Here is a 17,909-nt window from a genome sequence, read left to right as displayed (position 1 = left end):
CTCCCCGCCCGGGCCTCACCACTGCCACACGCCCGAGTCGGGCAGCAGCCTCCCCTCGCGGATCGCGCCCGGGACACTGGTGACGTGGCGCCCGGCCGGCGGGAGCAGGACCGGCCCGTCGCCCAGGTTGATCACCACGCGGACGCCGGCGTTGACGAACGCGACGACCTCGTCGCCCGCCTCCTCCCACTCCACGGTCCCGCGGCCCATGCCCCGTTCTGCGCGCAGGGCGGTGCAGCGGCGGTAGAGGGAGACGGTCGACTCAGGATCGGCCAGCTGCCGGTCGGCGCTGAGCGCGCGGTACTCCTCCGGCTGAGGCAGCCAGGAGGCGCCGGTCGGGCTGAACCCGTAGGCGGGTTCGTCGCCGGCCCACGGCAGGGGCACGCGGCAGCCGTCGCGCCCCTGCTCGGCGCCTCCGGTGCGGTGGAACGTCGGGTCCTGGCGCGCACCCGCGGGCAGGTCGAGGTGGTCGGGGAGGCCCAGCTCCTCTCCGGCGTAGACGTACGCCGATCCGGGGAGCGCGAGCATCAGCATCGCCGCCGCGCGGGCGCGGCGCAGGCCGAGGGCGCTGTCCGGAGCGAGCGAGCCCGGCCCCGTCGCCGGCGGCCACGAGACGGCGTCCGGCAGGCCGAGGCGGGAGGCTGCGCGCATCACGTCATGGTTCGACAGCACCCAGGTGGTCGGCGCTCCCACGGCGTCGTTCTCGCGGAGCGCGGTCGCGATCGAGCGGCGGACGCGCGCTGCGCTCCACCCCACGGTCAGGAAGTCGAAGTTGAAGGCCTGGTGGAGCTCGTCCGGGCGCACGTAGCGGCTGAGCCTGTTCGCGGGCGCGACCCATGCCTCCGCGACCAGGACGCGGTCAGGGCCGTACTCGCCGACCAGCGACCGCCAGCGCCGGTAGATGTCGTGCACCCCCTCCTGGTCCCACATCGGACCGCGTGCGCCGCCGTCGACGATCTCGCCGGAGGGGCGGCCCCAGGCGGGCAGCGCGGCGTCCTTGATCAGCCCGTGGGCGACATCGACGCGGAAGCCGTCGACACCGCGGTCGAGCCAGAACCGCAGGACGTCGTCGAACGCCTCCACCACCTCCGGGTTCCGCCAGTCGAGGTCGGGCTGGCGCGCGTCGAAGAGGTGGAGGTACCACTCGGTGTCACCGGGCAGCCGCGACCAGGCGGGCCCGCCGAAGACCGAGATCCAGTCGTTCGGCGGCAGCTCTCCCGCCGGCCCGCGTCCGGGCCGGAAGAGGTAGCGTCCCCGCTCCGCGCTGCCGGGGGACGACTCGCGCGCTGCGGCGAACCACGGATGCTCCGACGAGGTGTGGTTGGGCACGAGGTCGATGATCACCCGGAGGCCGCGGCGGTGGGCCGCCACGAGCAGCTCATCGAACTGGTCGAGCGTTCCGAAGACCGGGTCGACGTCGCAGTAGTCGGCCACGTCGTAGCCGGCGTCGGCTTGGGGTGAGACGTAGAACGGCGAGAGCCAGATCGCGTCGACGCCGAGCGCCCTGATGTAGTCGAGCCGGTCGATGACCCCTGGCAGATCGCCGATGCCGTCGCCGTTCGCATCGGCGAAGGACCGCGGATAGATCTGGTAGATCACGGCGCTGCGCCACCAGTCCTGCGCCTCGGTCGAAGAAATAGTATCGATACACACGCTTCGAATAGTATCGTTACACAACGCGGGTCGACGCCCGCCCCCAACTCGACGAGGAGTGTCATGAAAGCACGAGGCATCACCATCGCCATCGGGATCGCCGCCATCGGCGCGGTCCTGGCCGGCTGCTCAGGGACCGGCGGATCGGGAGGCGGCTCCGACGCCGACTCCGGTCTCGACGGCAAGGGACCGATCACGTTCGTCCAGGGCAAGGACAACTCGAACGTCATCCGGCCGCTGATCGACCGGTGGAACAAGGACCACCCGGATGAGAAGGTCACCTTCAAGGAGCAGACCGACAAGGCCGACCAGCAGCACGACGACCTCGTCCAGCACTTCCAGGCCAAGGACTCGGCGTACGACGTGGTGGACGTGGACGTGGTCTGGACCGGTGAGTTCGCCGCGAAGGGCTGGCTGCAGCCGTTGAAGGGCGATTTCGAGATGGACAACTCGAAGCTGCTGGAGCCGACGGTCGAATCCGGTACGTACAACGGAACGCAGTACTCGGCCCCCCGCGCGTCGGACGGCGGCATCCTCTACTACCGCACCGACCTGGTGAAGGAGGCGCCGAAGACCTGGGACGAGCTGCTGAAGGACTGCGACATCGCCAAGGCGAAGGGCATCGGCTGCTACGCCGGCCAGTTCGCCCAGTACGAGGGCCTGACCGTGAACGTGGCGGAGGCGATCAACACGAATGGCGGCACCATCGTCGGGGACGACGGCAAGACGGTCGAGGTCGACTCCGACGAGGCCAAGGCAGGGCTCTCGCGGCTCGTCGACGCCTTCAAGGGCGGCCAGATCCCTGCCGAGGCGATCACGTACCAGGAGGAGCAGGGCCGGCAGGCGTTCGAGGCCGGCAAGCTGATGTTCCTGCGCAACTGGCCGTACGTCTACAGCCTCGCGAAGACCGACGGCGAGTCGACCGTGAAGGACACCTTCGGGATCGCGCCGCTGCCGGGCGTCGAGGAGGGCAAGCCGGGCGTCTCCAGCCTGGGCGGTCACAATGCGGCGATCAGCGTGTACTCCAGGCACAAGGCCACGGCGTTCGAGTTCCTGAAGTTCCTGCAGAGCGAGGAGACGCAGAAGTTCTTCGTGACGCAGGGCTCGCTGGCCCCCGTGGTCGCGTCCCTGTACGACGACGCCGACCTCAACACGCAGCTGCCGTACCTCTCGACCCTGAAGACCTCGATCGAGAACGCGGTGCCGCGGCCGGTCTCGCCGTTCTACCCGGCGATCACCAAGGCCGTGCAGGACAACTCCTACGCCGCTCTGAAGGGCGACAAGACGGTCGACGAGGCGCTGAAGGACATGGCCTCGGCCATCCAGACCGCCTCCGCCGGCTGAGCCCCGGCACCCCGGCCGGGCGGCGGGAGCTCCGCCGCCCGGCTCGCCCCGACACCTGTCTCCGTCCTCGATCACGTGGAGCCCGCATGCCAGCGCCCGCCGTCCTCGCACCGCCGCCGACCTCCCGCCCCCGTACCCCGCTGCGTCCGGGTGCGAGACGGCGGCAGCGCGAGCAGGGCCGCTTCGCCCTGTACCTGATCCTGCCGACGCTGGCCCTGCTGGCCGTCGTCATCGGCTACCCGGTCGTGAGCGCCGTCGTGATGTCGCTCCAGTCGGACGCTGGGCTCGACCCGGCGACCGGCCTGTTCGTGCAGGGCGGATTCGCGGGCTTCGAGAACTACGCCCACTGGCTGCTGCAGCGGTGCATGGGGCCGGACGGCGCGGCGATCTCCTGCCCGCCCGGCAGTCTCGGCGCGCAGTTCTGGAACGCGACATCCGTCACCTTCTTCTTCACCGTCGTGACCGTCGCGCTCGAGACCGTGCTCGGCGTCTGGTTCGCGGTGATCATGAACCGCGCGTTCCGCGGCCGAGGCATCGTGCGGGCCGCGATCCTGATCCCGTGGGCGATCCCGACCGCGGTCACCGCCAAACTGTGGTTCTTCATCTTCTCGGCGGCGGGCGTCGCCAACGCGATCATCGGGACGCAGATCCTCTGGACCAGCGACGAGTGGGCCTCCCGCTTCGCGATCATCATCGCCGACACCTGGAAGACCGCGCCGTTCATGGCGCTGCTCATCCTCGCCGGGCTGCAGATCATCCCTGAGGAGGTCTACGAGGCGGCGCGGATGGACGGCGCCTCCACCTGGCAATGCTTCTGGCGGGTCACGCTTCCGCTGCTGAAGCCGGCCCTTCTCGTCGCCATCCTGTTCCGCGTCCTCGACGCGCTCCGCATGTACGACCTCCCGGCGATCCTGACCGGCGGAGGTGGAGGCGACGGGCACGCGACGACGACCCTATCGATCCTCGTCGTCGACCAGATCCGGCAGGGCTTCAACGCGGCCGCGGCGCTCTCGACCATCACCTTCCTCATCATCTTCGGCGTCGCGCTCGTCTTCGTGCGCCTGCTCGGGACGAACGTGGTGCGCACCCAGGAGGCGCAGCAGAAGGGGGCGAAGGCATGACCGCCGTCCGCCGCCGCGCGGCCGCGCGCCGACGCAACCAGAGTGTCCGCACCGGTGTCCAGGCGATCGTGATCATGCTCTGGTGCCTGCTGCCGTTCTACTGGATGGTCGTGACGTCGTTCCGTGATGTCGGCTACACCAACGACAACACGCCGTGGTTCACGCACGTGACCCTGGACAACTACGTCACCGCGTTCTCCACCCGGCTGGGCAACCATCTCGGGCAGGCGCTGCTGAACTCGCTGTTCATCGGCATCTGCGTGACGATCGTGTCCCTGGTCGTCGGCATCTTCGCCTCGTACGCGCTGGCGCGGTTGGAGTTCCGGATGAAGGGCATCGTGCTCGGCATCATCCTGGCCGCCTCGATGTTCCCGGGCGTCGCGCTGATCACGCCGCTGTTCCAGCTGTTCACCAACATCGGCTGGATGGGCACCTACCAGGCGCTGATCATCCCGCAGATCTCCTTCGCCCTCCCGCTGACGGTGTACACGCTGGTGTCGTTCTTCCGGGAGATGCCGTGGGATCTCGAGGAGGCGGCACGTATCGACGGGTGCACGCAGGCGCAGGCGTTCCGCAAGATCATCCTGCCGCTGGCCGCCCCGGCGGTGTTCACGACCGCGATCCTGGCGTTCATCTCGTCGTGGAACGAGTTCCTGATCTCCAGCCAGCTGTCCTCGGACGCGACGCAGCCGGTCACCGTGGCCATCGCCTCCTTCACCGGCAGCCAGCCGCACCAGGAGCCGTACACGACCGTCATGGCCGCCGGCACGATCGTGACCGTACCGCTGATCATCCTGGTGCTGATCTTCCAGCGCCGCATCGTCGCCGGCCTCACCGCCGGCGGCGTGAAGGGCTGAGGGCCGGGGCCCGCATCGCGGACCCCGGCCCTCAGGACCAGCGGACCGCTACTTCAGCGGCCCGTACAGCGGCGCCGTCGCGCGGGCGTGGGTCGCCTGCTCGAAGGCGTACGCGAGGCCGATGATGCCGCTCTCGTCGTAGTCGCGCCCGAGGAACTCGAGGTTGACGTTCGCGCCGACGACCGGGTTGGTGCCGTCGGTGGCGATGGCCTGACCCATCGGCACCGTGATGGCGGGCATCCCGGTGTTCGGGCTCAGGCGCATGTTCGTGCCGATCGTGCCGTACGGCGAGCCGCTCGGGTACACCAGCGAGTCGAGCGTGTTGTCGTTCATCAGCTGGGTGACCGTGGCGTTGCCGGTCGCGATCGCCGCCGTATGCGTGCCGGACGGGCCGGCCCACGCCTGGTACTGCGCCTCGGTCACGTTGTTGCGCGACGTGTAGATGCTGTTGCGCGAGGTGACGTTGCGGCCGCTGGCCAGGATGTCGCCGATCGAGCGGGCCGTCACCTCGGGGGCGAGGTGGTTCTGGATGTAGACGTTCAGGTCGTGCTTGAACTCGTTCGTGCTGCCGCTGCCCTCGTTGAGGGTCGCGGTGAACGCGGCCGGAACGCTCGTGATCTCGACGACCGTCGCGCCCTGCGCCTCCAGCGTCGCCTTCGCGTCGGCCCACAGCCGGGCGACGGTCGCGTTGCTGCCGAGCATGGACGTGACGATGCCGATCCGCTTGCCCTTCAGGGCCGTGGGATCGAGCGCCGCGGTGTACGAGGCAGGCACGTGGCCGGTCTGCTCGGCGGTGATCGGATCGGCCGCGTCCACGCCCGTGACGGCGTCGAGGGCGACCGCCGCGTCGGTGACGCTGCGGGCGATCGGGCCGCCGGTGTCCTGGCTGAGTGCGAGCGGGATGATGCCGTCGCGGCTGGCGAGGCCGACGGTCGGGCGGATGCCGACGAGGGAGTTGTACGTCGACGGGACGCGGATGGAGCCTCCCGTGTCGGTGCCGAAGCCGATGCCCGCCAGGTTCGCGGCGATGGCCGCTCCCGTGCCGCCGCTGGAACCGCCCGCGGTCTTCGTGGTGTTGAGCGGGCTGGCGACGAGGAGGGTCTTGCCCGGGTCCTGGTACGACGAGAACTCGGAGACGAACCCGTACGCGAACTCGTCCAGGCTGGCCTTGGCGAGGATGACCGCGCCGGCCGCGCGGAGGCCCTTCACCATCGCCGCGTCGTCACTGGTCTGGTTGCCGTCCCAGCAGCCGCAGCCGCCGGTGGTCGGCATGTCGACGGTGTCGTAGTTGTCCTTCACGGCGATGGGGACGCCGAGGAGCATGCTCGTCATCCCCTTCTCCACCCGCGTGGCGTCGGCCTGGGCCGCGATCGTCAGCGCCTGCTTGTTGGTGGAGATGATCGAGTTGAGCGCGCGTCCGCCGGCACCCGGGTCGACCACGGTGCGGTCGAGGGCGGCGATGCGGTCGAGGTACTCCTGCGTGATCTTCACGGAGGTCGTCACGCCGGCGTTCATCGCGGCCTGCATGTCGAGCGCGGAGGCCTCCACGAGCTCGAAGGGCCCGTCGTCGTAGATCATCCGCTGGGAGAGTGCGACGACATCCTTGACCGTGATGACGCCGTCCGTGTCGGCGTCGGCCACCGCCACCGACGACCATCCCGCCGAGGCGCTGGTGTCGCCGAGGTGGTCGCTCAGCACGTCGAGGTCGGCCGTCGTGACCCGCTCGTCGCCGGTCAGGTCGAGCGCGGTGTAGTACGGCGCGAGGAAGGCGCCGGCCGCGGCCGCCGCCGCGGGGGAGGACGGCGCGGCGGCGGCGGGCGCCACCACGGCGCCGGTGGCGACGAGGGCGGACAGCGCCGCGACGGCGCCGGTCACCGCGGTGGCGCGGCGGGCGGTGGAGCGGCGGGAGGCGGTGCTGGCGGGCATGTCGGTGGCGCTCCTCAGGGTCGGACGGCGGGTCATCGGGCTTCTCCCTCGCGGCGGCGGAACACGACCAGGGCGACGAGGGTGCCCAGCGCGACGAGGACGCCCGCCACGATCAGGGACAGGGTGATGTCGGAGCCGGTGGAGGCGAGGTCGTCGGACGAGGCGACCGAGGGCGAGCCGGCGGTGCCGGTCGCTCCGCCGTCGCCGGTGCCGCCGCCCGAGGCGCCGCCGCCGGATCCACCGGGGGCAGGGGCCGTCGGGGTCGGCGTCGGCGTCGGCGTCGGGGGCGTCGGCGCGGGCGCGATCACCAGCGCAGGACTCGAGGCCGGATCCGCGAGCGGGGTCACCGCGGAGGCCGGGTCGACCAGCGACAGCGACCGGACGGCGAACGCCGTCGAGCCCGCGGCCTTCGCGGTGAACGTCAGCGTGTAGGCGACGTCGCCCGACAGGGCGGGGGAGGTGCCGAGCCGCGTGTAGACGAGGTCGACCGTGCCGGAGCCGGTGTCGACCGCGTCGTAGCCGCCGGCGGTGACGACCGCGCTGCCGTCGACGTAGGCGACGAGCGCCGGGTCGAAGGCCAGCACCGCCTCGTAGCCGAAGACGTCGGTCGCGCCGGTGAGAGCGACATTGACGTCGAAGGTGTCGCCGGCGGTGACGGCGGCCGGGGCCGAGACGGTGACGCCCGCCACCGCTGGGGCGGCGACGGCGGGCGCCGCAGCGCCGACGGCGAGGCCGACGCCGGCGAGCGAGGCCGCTGCGACGGCGAGGAGGCGCACGAGGCGCCCGGGGGTGTGATGCATCGGATGGTGCCTTCCTCTGGAGGGGGCCAAGGGGGTCGCCGATGCGTCCGCCGTCAGCGGGAGGAAGGGGAGACTCGAGGCGCCGGGAAGCACGACCTGCGAACGGTCCAGTGCCGGCCTCGGGGGAGGGCCGGCGGCTGAGGAAGCGGCTCCATCGACATGGTCGACGTTATGCAACCGCTGTTTCGCAGAACAGGCGATCGTGTTTCTGAGGCGTTACACAGGGTCTTTGGGCGCCGGGACGTTACGTGCTCTGCCGCACGACGAGCTCCGTCGGCAGCAGCGTCACGCGCTCCACGGGCTCGCCGGCCAGGCGGCGCACCAGGACGCCGGCCATCGTCTCGCCGAGGCCGATGGACGGCTGGTGCACGGTCGTCATGGGCGGGGTCGCGGTGAGGCCGAAGTTGTCGTCGTCGAAGCCGACGACCGCGATGTCGCCCGGGATGCTGAGCCCGGCCTCGTGGATGACCGAGTACGCCCCGGCCGCCATCTGGTCGTTCGCCGCGAACAGGCCGTCGATCGGGCGGCCGCGGGCGAGGAGCCGGCGCATGGCGTCCATCCCCGAGCGGGGGGAGAAGTCGCCGTACTCGACCAGGGAGGTGTCGAGGCCATGGGCGTCGAGGGTGGTCTTCCAACCGGTGTAGCGGTCGAGGCCGGCAGGCATGTCCTGCGGGCCCGTGATCAGGGCGATGTTGCGGCGGCCGCGCTCCACGAGGTGCGCGGCGGCGCCGGCCGAGCCCGCCACGTTGTCCACGTCGACGAAGTACGACTCGCGCGCGGTGTCACTGACCGGGCGGCCGCCGAACACGATCGGGAGGCTGGCGCCGAGCTGCGCGTACGAGTGGTCGCCGGAGTGGTGCGAGACGACCAGCGCGCCGTCGACGTTCCCGCCCATCAGGTAGCGCCGCGTCTTGTCGGGGTTCGTCTCCGACGAGATGACCATGTTGAGCGTGTACTCGGTGTCGGCGAGGCTCAGCGCGACGCCCTGGACGATGGAGGCGAAGAACGGGTCGGCGAAGACCTTGGCCGTCGACTCCGGCACGACCAGCGCGATCACCTGCGTGCGGCGCGACGCGAGCGAGCGGGCCGCCCGGTTCGGCACGTAGTTGAGGTCGGCGATGGCGCGGGTCACGGCGGCCACGACCTCCGCCGTGACCTTGGGGGAGCCGTTGACCACGCGCGAGACCGTGGCACGCGACACGCCCGCGCGGGCCGCGACGGCCTCCAGCGTCGGGACAGGGCGGCTCTCGGTCTGCTCGGTGGTCATGCGGCCCCCTTCCGTCCGTGGTCCATGCTAGACGGGCGCCGGCGCCGAGCGGTCGGCGTCCGCCGCGCGAGCCGCCGCGATCAGCCGGGCGTAGGTCGCGCCCGAGTCCTTCACGGTCCGCTGCTGCGTCGTGTAGTCGACGTGCACGATGCCGAACCGCTTGGCGTACCCCCAGGCCCACTCGAAGTTGTCGAGCAGCGACCACACGAAGTACCCGCGCACGTCGGCGCCCTGCTCGATCGCCTGCCGCACCGCGTCGATGTGCGCGAGCAGATACTCCTCGCGCTGCGGGTCGCGGATGCGGCCGTCGGCGTCCACGACGTCCTCGTACGCCGACCCGTTCTCGGTGATGTACAGCGGCGGGAGGCTCGGGTACTCGCGCGTGAGCCGCACCAGCAGGTCGCGCAGGCCGCCGGGGTTGACCTCCCAGCCCATCGCCGTCGTCGGCAGGCCGCGCGACGGGAAGGTGACGAACTCGCTGCCGGGGAAGGGCGAGGCCTTCCGGCGATCCGTCGGCTGCAGCCCGGCGGGGGTGCCGGCGGGCAGCGGATGCCCGCTCACGTTGTCGTCGTGGTAGTGGTTGACGCCCAGGAAGTCGATCGGCTGCGCGATCACGTCGAGGTCGCCGTCGTGCACCAGCTCCTCGAAGCGGTGCTCGCGCACATCCTCCAGCACGTCGTCCGGGTAGGCGCCGAGCAGCAGCGGCTCGAGGAACATGCGGTTCCACAGGCCGTCGATGCGGCGGGCGGCGTCGAGGTCGACCGGGTCGGCCGGGTCGTTCGGGACGGCCGTCGTCAGGTTCAGCGTGATGCCCAGCCGCAGCGGCGAGCCCGCTGGGCCGCTCGCGCCTCCCGACGCCTCCCGCAGCGCCCGCACCGCGAGCCCGTGCGCGAGATGCTGGTGGTGGAGGGCCGCGAGCCCTGCGCGCGGTTCGGTGCGGCCGGGCGCGTGCTCACCCCCGGCGTAGCCGATGAGGGAGGAGCACAGCGGCTCGTTGAACGTCGTCCAGTGCGTGACCCGGTCGCCGAGCGCGTCGTGCACGGCGAGGGCGTAGTCGCGGAAGCGGTACGCGGTGTCGCGGTTCGTCCAGCCTCCCCGCTCCTCCAGCGCCTGCGGCAGGTCCCAGTGGTACAGCGTCAGCCAGGGCAGGATGCCCGCCTCGAGCAGCTCGTCGACCAGGCGGCTGTAGAAGTCGAGGCCCGCCGGGTTCACCGCGCGGTCGCCGGGCTTCACGCGCGCCCAGGAGGTCGAGAACCGGTACGACTGGAGGCCCAGCTCGCGCATGAGGGCGACGTCCTGCGGCATCCGGTGGTAGTGGTCGACGGCCGTCTCGGGGGTGTCGCCCCCGGCGATGGCGTTCGGGACGCGGGCGAAGGCGTCCCAGATGGAGTCCTCCTTCCCGTCCTCGTGCGCCGCGCCCTCGATCTGGGCCGCCGCGGTGGCGGATCCCCACACGAAGCCGTCTGGCCAGCGGAAGGTGTTCGTCATTCTCAACCTTTCACCGCGCCGGCCATGATGCCGGAGACCAGCTGCCGGCCGGCGAGCACGAAGAGGATCAGCAGGGGGATGGTGGCGAGCACCGCGCCGGCGAGCACGATCGAGTAGTCGACGTACTTCGCGGACTGCAGCTGGCTGAGCGCCACCTGCAGCGTCGGGTTCTGCGGCGCCACGAGCAGCGGCCAGAGGTAGTCCGTCCAGGCGGTCATGAAGGTGAACAGCCCGAGGATCGCCATCGCCGGCCGCGCCGCCGGGACGCCGACGTGCCAGAACGTGCGGATCATGTTGGCGCCGTCGACGCGGGCGGCCTCGATCAGCTCCTCCGGGATCACGTCGACCAGGTACTGCCGCATGAAGAACACGCCGAACGCGGTCACCAGCGTGGGCACGATCACCGCGCCGAGCGTGCCGGTCCAGCCGAACTGCTTCATCACCATGAACAGCGGGATGATGCCCAGCTGCGTCGGGACGGCGAGGGTCGCGATGACGAACACCATCAGCCCCTCCCGGCCGCGGAAGCGCAGCTTGGCGAAGGCGTACCCGGCGAGCGTCGAGAACGCAACGACGGAGATGGTGATGACGCTCGCGACGATGATCGAGTTGCCGAGCGCGAGCCAGAACGGGACGGTGCCGAGCACCTCGCCGACGTTCGTCCAGAACTGGCCGCCCGGCAGCAGCGGCGGCCAGGTGGAGGTCAGCACGGTGCTGTCGCTGGAGCCCGCGACGAACGACCACCACAGCGGGTACGCGCCGCCGATGAACACGGCGAGCAGGAGGCCGTAGGTCAGGAAGCCGGGCCGGCGGTCGATCCCGAGCGCCTTGCGCTTGGGCGCGCGCGGCGCGGGGGCGGCGGTGCGGGTGGAGGCGGTGGCGGTCATGAGATCTTCTCCTCGCTGGCGGCGGCCAGGGCGCGGGCGCCCTCGGCGGTGGCCGGGTCGGACTGCGGGTCGGATGCGGAGAGGCTGCGGCTCCTCGCGAGCCGGCGGGCCGTCCGTCGGCGGTGCACCCGCGCCTCGGTGGAGGCGATGCGCCGCGAGATGAGGAAGTTGAGGACGCCGAACAGCACGATCAGCAGGAACAGCATCCACGCGATCGCCGACGCCTTGCCGAAGTTCTGCCGGTTGAAGGCCATGTCCCACAGGTAGAGCACGGTGGTCTGGTACTGCCGCTGGGGGCCTCCCGGAACCGCGCTCGACGGGTTGAACAGCTTCGGCTCGGTGAAGATCTGGAGGCCGCCGATGGTCGCCGTGATGATGACGAAGATCATCGTCGGGCGGATGCTCGGCAGCGTGATCGAGAAGAACCGCCGGAACGAGCCCGCGCCGTCGAGCGCGGCGGACTCGTGGATGTCGCGGGGGACCGCCTGCATGGCGGCCAGCAGGATGAGGGCGTTGTAGCCCGTCCAGCGCCAGTTGACCATCGTCGCGATGGCGACGTGCGACGGGAAGGTCTGCGTCTTCCACATCACCGGGTCGAGACCGACCGCCTGCAGCAGGTTGTTGATGAGGCCGTACTTCTCGTCGAAGGCGCTCGAGAAGATGAGGGTGACGGCGACCGGCGTGACGACGTACGGCAGCAGCACGCTCATCCGCCAGAAGGTCTTGGCCCGCAGATTCTGGTCCAGGATCGCCGCGATGAAGACGGCCGCGATCAGCTGCGGGATGGCCGACAGCAGGAAGATGCTGACGGTGTTGAACAGCGAGTTCCAGAAGAACGGGTCCTGGAGCTCGGCGACGTAGTTGCCGAAGCCGACCCACTCGCCGGGGCCGGTCAGCAGGTTCCACTTGTTGAGCGACACGACGAACGTGTAGATCAGCGGGAACAGGCCGACGAGCCCGAACAGGATGAAGAACGGGGCGACGTAGAAGTACGGGGACGCCTTCACGTCGAAGCGGCTGAGGCGCTGCCGGAAGGTCAGCGCTTGGCGGGTCTGCCGATCGCGCCGCGACGAGGAGGCGGCGGGAGCGGCGTCCCTGGTGGCGGTGGTGGTCATGGCGGTTCTCCCGTGGTGCGGGCCCCCGCCGCGCGCGTTCGGCGGCGGGGGCCCGGGTGCGGATGCTGGGTTACTTGTTGACGACCAGCTGGTTCAGCAGGTCCATGGCGTTGGCCCACGCCTGGTCGCCGTCCGCCTTGCCGGAGTCGAGCTCCTGCACCGAGGGGCCGAACACCTGCGACTGGATCACCGAGTCGTCCGGACCCTTGAACTGGGCGACGACGCCCTTCGCGCGCTCGCCGAGGATCTGGCCGACCGGCGCGTTGTTGAAGAACTTCGTCAGGTCGCTCTCACCGGTGACGCCGGCGTCGGTCTGGGCCTCGGTGACCGACGGGAAGGTGCCGGCGGCCTGGAAGGTCTCGACCTGCGACTTCGCGGTGGTCAGCCAGGCGGCGAGCTCCGCCGCCTCCTTCGGGTGCTTCGACTGCTTCGGCACGGTCAGGAACGAGCCGCCCCAGTTGGCCGCGCCGCCCGGGAACACGTTGGCGAAGTCCCAGCCGGTCGTGGCGTCGCCGCCGCCGGCCTCGACCTGGCCCTTGACCACACCGAGCATCCAGCCCGGGCAGACGAAGGTCGCGAACGATCCGTCGGTGAACGCCTTGCCCTTGCCCCAGTCCCACTGGGTCTGGTTGGAGGACAGGCCCGCCTCGGCGCCTGCGGCCAGCTTGCTCCACAGCGCCTTCAGGTCGGCGTTGTCCTCGATGTTGAGCTTGCCGTCCTTGGTGTAGTAGCCCTCCTCCTGCTGGTTCACCATCGCGTTCCAGATGAAGCCGGACTGGTCGTACCAGGGCTTGCCGGTGGCGGCGTGGTATTGCTCGCCGACCTTGAAGAAGTCGTCCCAGGTGGCGTTCTCGCCGCCGAACAGCTGGGCGACCGCCTCGCGGTCGCTGGGCAGGCCGGCCGCGGCGAACAGCTTGCCGTTGTAGCAGAGGCCCTCGGGGCCGATGTCGGTGCCGTAGCCGATGATCCGGCCGTCCTTGTCGGTGGCCTGCTTGAGCTTCCAGTCGACCCAGCGGTCCTTGATCGTGTCGGCTCCGTAGTCCTTGAGGTCGTTGAACTGGTCGCTGACCTGCATGACCTTGCTGAGCCAGCCCTCTTCGACCGCCTGGACGTCGGGGAGGCCGCTGCCGGCCGCCTGCTTCGTCTGCCAGTCGGTCAGGGCGTTGTCGCCGGTGTCGATGTTGGTGGCCTTGATCGTGACGTTCGGGTGCTCCTTCTCGTACTGCGAGTAGAGCTTGTCGAAGCCCATCGTGCCGAACGTCGTGACGGTCAGTGTGATGGGGTCCGAGCTGCTCCCGCCACCGCTGCCGTTCGACGAGCATCCGGCGGCGAGGAGGGCGATGGACGCCGCGCCGGCGATGGCGGCGGCGACCGTGGTGCGTCGTGAAAGCTTCACGGGTCACTCCCTTGTGCGTGTGTTGTGCTTGGGTCCGGTGAGCGCGTGGGAGCGCTCTCATGCGGCAAGCTGTGAGAGCGCTCTCACGCGTTGTGCACGACTGTAGAGCGCTTCGGCTGCCCCTGTCAAGCAGCAAATGATCGCGCTCTCATCGTTGAGCTGGCGCGGATTGCGGATTCGAGCTCAGCTGGTGGCGCGCGGACTCACGAAGGTCTGGCGATGCCGGCGCGGACCGCTCTCGGACGCCGGGATGGGGCCGAATGCGCTCAGCGCGGGGAGCCGGCGCAGCACGGGCATCCCGATCGCGTTCCAGACGCCCGCCGCGCCCAACGCGACGCTCGCGGCGAGGGCGGCGCCGGCGACGACGTCGGTCGGGTAGTGGGCACCCGCGTACACGCGCGAGGCAGCCACGATCAGGACCACGACCGCACCCACCCCGGCCACCGCGGGCCGGCTGCGGCGCGCCAGCAGGGCGCAGCCGATGACGACCGCCGTGGCCACGGCCGTGTGACTGCTCGGGAAGCTGTCGTCGCGGACATGGGAGGCGATGGCCTGGTCCATCGCGGCCGTGGAGGGGCGGGGCCGCGGGAAGAGCAGCGTGAGCGGTGACACGGCCAGCAGTGCCGGCGCCATCACGACGGCTGTGGCGACTGCGTTCACGGGCGCCCGGGCGATGAACAGCTGCGCCGCGAACAGGCCGAGCAGCACCAGGGTGCCGGCGGGAGGGGAGAAGGCGAAGGCGATGCCGAGAGCCAGCGCGTCGAGCGCCGGCGTCCGCAGGTCGCCCAGACTCGCGACGAGGGTCGCCTCCAGCTCGGTCACGGCCGGCACGAGTGCGATGCCCGCACCGAGGAACAGCACCAGCAGGAGGCCGTTCAGCGCGAGCGGGATCCAGGCGGCGGGCACGGGGATGCGGGCCAGGCGGGTGCGGTCGGCCAGGCGGGTGCGGTCGGCCATGCGGGTGGAGCGGGCGGTGTCCGGCACGGGGTCCTCCGGAGGCGATGTCGGGTGCGCCGCGGACGCGTGTCGGCGGCGACATCCAATCTAGCATCCGAAATATCACACGCGTTCAGGTGGTGCCCAGCAATGACGGAGGCCGCCGTCCCACTGGGACGACGGCCTCCGTCGATGACCTGTGCGCTACTCCGTCGCGGGCCGCGGCCGCTGCGCGCGCGTGGAGGCGGTGTCGGCGCCCGGCTCGATGAGCGCACCGACCTCGCCGGCGGCGCGGTTCGCCAGGATGCCGACGTCGTCGCTCTCCTCCGCGCGGCGGGCCGCCTCGTCGGCGGCGTCGTCAGCAGCCTCCTGCAGCGCCGACTTGGCTCGCAGCGGCGGCGTGCGGAAGAACCACGTCAGCACGAACGCGATCAGCACGACGATCATCGCGACCCAGTAGACCTGCACGGCCGAGGCGTTGAAGCCCACGAGGAACGGCTTGGCGAGCCGGTCGTCCGCCGCGTTCAGGAACGACGTGTCGTCGAGGCTCGAGCCGGTGGTGGCGCCGGCTCCGGCCGTGTCGAGCTGCTCGCGCACCTGCGGCACGGCCTTCTCGACGACCGCTTCGCGCTGGGCCGCGTTCGAGAAGTCGATCGGCTCGGCCGGGACCTGCTGCTCGGCGACATCCTGCGGGATGCCCTGCGCGACGAGCTGCTTGACGCCCGCGGCGTGCGCGGCGGCCTGCGCGTTCTTCTCGATCGGCTCGGTGAACTTGACGTAGATCGTCTCCATGATCTGCTTGTTCTCCGGCGCCGTCGCGACCGACGGGGTCAATGCGGCGTCGAGCGCGGAGGTCAGCGTCGGCGTGTCCGTGAGCGAGCCCTTGATGTTCGACGGGAACACCGTGAAGAGCAGGGAGAGCAGCACGGCGGTGCCCACCGTTCCACCGATCTGCCGGAAGAACGTGGAGGCGCTGGTCGCGACGCCCATGTCCTGCAGGCCCACCGAATTCTGGCTGGCGATGGTCAGGGTCTGCATCAGCTGGCCGAGGCCCAGGCCGATCAGCAGCATCGCGCCCGCGATGAACCAGTACGAGCTGTCGTACTTGAGGAACGTCAGGTAGAAGAACCCGCCCGACAGCAGGGCCGTGCCGATGATCGGGAACTGCCGGTAGCGGCCCGTGCGCGAGATGATCTGGCCGGACGCGATCGAGGACACCATCAGGCCGAGGATCATCGGCAGCAGCTGGAGGCCCGACTCGGTCGGGGTGGAGCCGAGCACGAGCTGCAGGTAGAGCGGCAGGGTCAGCATGGCGCCGAACATCCCGAAGCCCACCAGCACGCCGATGACCGTGGCCATCGAGAAGGTCGAGGAGCGGAACAGCTTGAGCGGGATGAGCGCGTCGTCCTTCATGCGCATCTCGATGAGGATGAACGCGATGATGCCGATGCCGCCGATCACGTAGCAGGCGATCGCGCCGGGGCTGTCCCAGCCCCACGTGCGGCCCTCCTCGGCCACGAGCAGCAGCGGGACGAGGGCGATGATGACGCCGGCGGCGCCCCACCAGTCGATCCGCACCGACCCCCGCTCGCGCTTGGGCAGGTGCAGGAAGCGCAGGACCATGGCGAGCGCGACGACGCCGATCGGCACGTTGATCAGGAACACCCAGCGCCAGCCGGCGATCCAGAGGATCTCGTCGGCGCCGGCGAAGAGGCCGCCGACCAGCGGGCCGACCAGGCTGGAGATGCCGAACACGGCGAGGAAGTAGCCCTGGTACCTGGCACGCTCGCGCGGGGCGAGCATGTCGCCCATGATCGCGAGCGGCATCGACATCAGGCCGCCGGCGCCGAGACCCTGGATGGCGCGGAACGCCGCGAGCTGGATCATCGACGTCGAGAAGGACGCGGCGAACGAGCCGACCACGAAGATGACGATCGCGATGATGAACAGCGGCCGCCGCCCGAAGATGTCGGAGAGCTTGCCGTAGATCGGCGTGGAGATGGTGGAGAGGATGAGGTACGCGGTGGTGACCCACGCCTGCTGGCTGAGGCCGTGGAGGTCGTCGCCGATGGTGCGGATCGCGGTGCCGACGACCGTCTGGTCGAGGGCGGAGAGGAACATGCCGGCCATGAGCCCGAAGATCACGAAGAGGATCTCGCGGTGCGACATGATCGGCTGGGGCGCGGCGGTCGCCGAGGGGTGTGCGGTGGACATCGAACTCCGGGTCGAGAGGGCGGGGACGCCCGGGTGCTCGGGCGTCACACCGGTGTGAGGGTCGCGAAAGATATTTTGCGGAGAGTGCAAAGTTACACCCGGTGCGAGTCTTCAAGCAACGGGCGTGGGAGGGGTGTGGAACCGGTTCGCCAGGGGCGAACGGGTCTCCGCCGGCCCGGCGGACCGTGCGTTTTCCGCACGTGTTTCCGCGGAACGAGAGGCTGCGCTGCCCCCCGTCCAGGTGCCGCAAAGGTGACGGGGGTACCGTGGCGAGCACCCGATTCCTGCACCCTCCGAATCGACCCAAAAGGCCTATGAGTTCTCTCACACGTACCCGTACCCGCTCCCGCGCCCTCGTCGCAGCATCCTCCGCCGCTGCCGCCGCCCTGCTGTTCACCGGCTGCGCCGGGGAGCCGTCGCCGGTCACCAAGGCGGTCGCGGCCGCGCAGTCCACGCCGAGCGCGACGCCGGCCGCGGTGTCGGCGATCGAGCCGGCCGCCGGCAGCCTGTCGGGCGGGACCGTGACCATCACGGGCACCAACCTGCAGAAGGTCGGCAGCATCCAGATCGGGACCCAGCCGGCGACCGTCACCCAGGCGACCGCCGACAAGGTCGTCGCCGTGGTGCCCGCCGCGCAGAGCTTCCAAGCCGGTTCCGTGCCGATCACCGTGAAGGACAAGGACGGCACCGCCGTCCCGACCGACGGCAAGACGTACGAGTACCAGGTGCAGACGCCGGTCGACAAGCAGCTCGCGTACGCCATGACGTACTGGAAGAACTACAACAGCGCCGAGTGGGGCGACCTCAACTCCGTGGGCGGCGACTGCGCCAACTTCGTCAGCCAGACCCTGATCGCCCGCGGCTGGCAGATGAACGGCGACTGGTACAACCACGACGCCGCCGCG

Annotated in this window: 14 protein-coding genes; 4 read left to right on the top strand and 10 right to left on the bottom strand. The window is 70.5% G+C overall.

The genetic code is table 11. The annotated features are described in order from the left end of the window. Positions 1-15: 15 nt before the first annotated feature. Positions 16-1,653: a glycoside hydrolase family 13 protein gene (locus ACR9ZG_RS12250; protein WP_481285120.1), complete on the bottom strand. Its 1,638-nt coding sequence runs from the start codon at positions 1,651-1,653 to the stop codon at positions 16-18. 63 nt (positions 1,654-1,716) lie between these two features. Here ACR9ZG_RS12250 and ACR9ZG_RS12245 point away from each other — a divergent pair, with 63 nt between their 5' ends. The 3 genes from ACR9ZG_RS12245 to ACR9ZG_RS12235 all read left to right on the top strand — a co-directional run bounded on the left by ACR9ZG_RS12245 (position 1,717) and on the right by ACR9ZG_RS12235 (position 4,975). After that, positions 1,717-2,997, top strand: a complete 1,281-nt coding sequence (locus ACR9ZG_RS12245; protein ID WP_481285119.1) for an ABC transporter substrate-binding protein — start codon at positions 1,717-1,719, stop codon at positions 2,995-2,997. A gap of 86 nt (positions 2,998-3,083) precedes the next feature. Beyond that, on the top strand, positions 3,084-4,118 hold the full coding sequence (locus tag ACR9ZG_RS12240; RefSeq protein WP_481285118.1) for a carbohydrate ABC transporter permease: 1,035 nt from the start codon (positions 3,084-3,086) through the stop codon (positions 4,116-4,118). Beyond that, the gene (locus ACR9ZG_RS12235) at positions 4,115-4,975 is read left to right on the top strand and encodes a carbohydrate ABC transporter permease (protein WP_481285117.1); all 861 of its coding nucleotides are present in this window, start codon (positions 4,115-4,117) and stop codon (positions 4,973-4,975) included. The genes ACR9ZG_RS12240 and ACR9ZG_RS12235 overlap by 4 nt, the downstream gene beginning before the upstream one ends. Before the next feature lie 48 nt (positions 4,976-5,023). Here the strand turns inward: ACR9ZG_RS12235 and ACR9ZG_RS12230 are convergent, their stop codons facing one another. The 9 genes from ACR9ZG_RS12230 to ACR9ZG_RS12190 all read right to left on the bottom strand — a co-directional run bounded on the left by ACR9ZG_RS12230 (position 5,024) and on the right by ACR9ZG_RS12190 (position 17,004). Beyond that, positions 5,024-6,901 (bottom strand): amidase family protein, encoded by a 1,878-nt coding sequence (locus ACR9ZG_RS12230; protein WP_481285116.1) that lies wholly within the window; start codon positions 6,899-6,901, stop codon positions 5,024-5,026. A 32-nt stretch (positions 6,902-6,933) separates the two neighbouring features. Beyond that, the gene (locus ACR9ZG_RS12225; protein WP_481285115.1) at positions 6,934-7,701 is read right to left on the bottom strand and encodes a cohesin domain-containing protein; all 768 of its coding nucleotides are present in this window, start codon (positions 7,699-7,701) and stop codon (positions 6,934-6,936) included. Between the two features lie 244 nt (positions 7,702-7,945). Then, a complete protein-coding gene (locus tag ACR9ZG_RS12220) occupies positions 7,946-8,968 on the bottom strand; it encodes a LacI family DNA-binding transcriptional regulator (RefSeq protein ID WP_481285114.1) in 1,023 nt (340 codons plus the stop codon). Between the two features lie 27 nt (positions 8,969-8,995). After that, on the bottom strand, positions 8,996-10,456 hold the full coding sequence (locus ACR9ZG_RS12215; RefSeq protein ID WP_481285113.1) for a GH1 family beta-glucosidase: 1,461 nt from the start codon (positions 10,454-10,456) through the stop codon (positions 8,996-8,998). Positions 10,457-10,458: 2 nt separating this feature from the next. Continuing rightward, the gene (locus tag ACR9ZG_RS12210) at positions 10,459-11,343 is read right to left on the bottom strand and encodes a carbohydrate ABC transporter permease (protein WP_481285112.1); all 885 of its coding nucleotides are present in this window, start codon (positions 11,341-11,343) and stop codon (positions 10,459-10,461) included. Beyond that, positions 11,340-12,458 (bottom strand): carbohydrate ABC transporter permease, encoded by a 1,119-nt coding sequence (locus ACR9ZG_RS12205; RefSeq protein ID WP_481285111.1) that lies wholly within the window; start codon positions 12,456-12,458, stop codon positions 11,340-11,342. The genes ACR9ZG_RS12210 and ACR9ZG_RS12205 overlap by 4 nt, the downstream gene beginning before the upstream one ends. A gap of 70 nt (positions 12,459-12,528) precedes the next feature. Then, positions 12,529-13,854: an ABC transporter substrate-binding protein gene (locus ACR9ZG_RS12200; RefSeq protein ID WP_481285110.1), complete on the bottom strand. Its 1,326-nt coding sequence runs from the start codon at positions 13,852-13,854 to the stop codon at positions 12,529-12,531. Between the two features lie 183 nt (positions 13,855-14,037). After that, entirely contained in the window at positions 14,038-14,838 is an 801-nt protein-coding gene (locus ACR9ZG_RS12195; RefSeq protein WP_481285109.1) for a phosphatase PAP2 family protein, read from the bottom strand. A gap of 156 nt (positions 14,839-14,994) precedes the next feature. Next, complete coding sequence (locus tag ACR9ZG_RS12190; RefSeq protein ID WP_481285108.1) at positions 14,995-17,004, bottom strand: MDR family MFS transporter; 2,010 nt, start codon at positions 17,002-17,004, stop codon at positions 14,995-14,997. A gap of 314 nt (positions 17,005-17,318) precedes the next feature. On the opposite strand from ACR9ZG_RS12190, the gene ACR9ZG_RS12185 reads away from it, so the two are divergent. Further along, positions 17,319-17,909: IPT/TIG domain-containing protein (locus ACR9ZG_RS12185; protein ID WP_481285107.1), on the top strand; the 591-nt coding region annotated here is incomplete at its 3' end.

This window comes from Leifsonia sp. KNZ12-8B (assembly GCF_056755495.1).
The sequence above is the reverse complement of the archived record's forward strand: the minus strand, read 5'-3'. Positions and strand labels throughout refer to the sequence as shown.

What these genes read in the sequence shown, in the direction of transcription:
- ACR9ZG_RS12225 (WP_481285115.1), bottom strand. Translation starts at nt 7,701, where the DNA reads ATGCATCACACCCCCGGGCGCCTCGTGCGCCTCCTCGCCGTCGCAGCG.
- ACR9ZG_RS12235 (WP_481285117.1), top strand. Translation starts at nt 4,115, where the DNA reads ATGACCGCCGTCCGCCGCCGCGCGGCCGCGCGCCGACGCAACCAGAGT.
- ACR9ZG_RS12215 (WP_481285113.1), bottom strand. Translation starts at nt 10,456, where the DNA reads ATGACGAACACCTTCCGCTGGCCAGACGGCTTCGTGTGGGGATCCGCC.
- ACR9ZG_RS12240 (WP_481285118.1), top strand. Translation starts at nt 3,084, where the DNA reads ATGCCAGCGCCCGCCGTCCTCGCACCGCCGCCGACCTCCCGCCCCCGT.
- ACR9ZG_RS12190 (WP_481285108.1), bottom strand. Translation starts at nt 17,004, where the DNA reads ATGTCCACCGCACACCCCTCGGCGACCGCCGCGCCCCAGCCGATCATG.
- ACR9ZG_RS12230 (WP_481285116.1), bottom strand. Translation starts at nt 6,901, where the DNA reads ATGCCCGCCAGCACCGCCTCCCGCCGCTCCACCGCCCGCCGCGCCACC.
- ACR9ZG_RS12205 (WP_481285111.1), bottom strand. Translation starts at nt 12,458, where the DNA reads ATGACCACCACCGCCACCAGGGACGCCGCTCCCGCCGCCTCCTCGTCG.
- ACR9ZG_RS12210 (WP_481285112.1), bottom strand. Translation starts at nt 11,343, where the DNA reads ATGACCGCCACCGCCTCCACCCGCACCGCCGCCCCCGCGCCGCGCGCG.
- ACR9ZG_RS12220 (WP_481285114.1), bottom strand. Translation starts at nt 8,968, where the DNA reads ATGACCACCGAGCAGACCGAGAGCCGCCCTGTCCCGACGCTGGAGGCC.
- ACR9ZG_RS12245 (WP_481285119.1), top strand. Translation starts at nt 1,717, where the DNA reads ATGAAAGCACGAGGCATCACCATCGCCATCGGGATCGCCGCCATCGGC.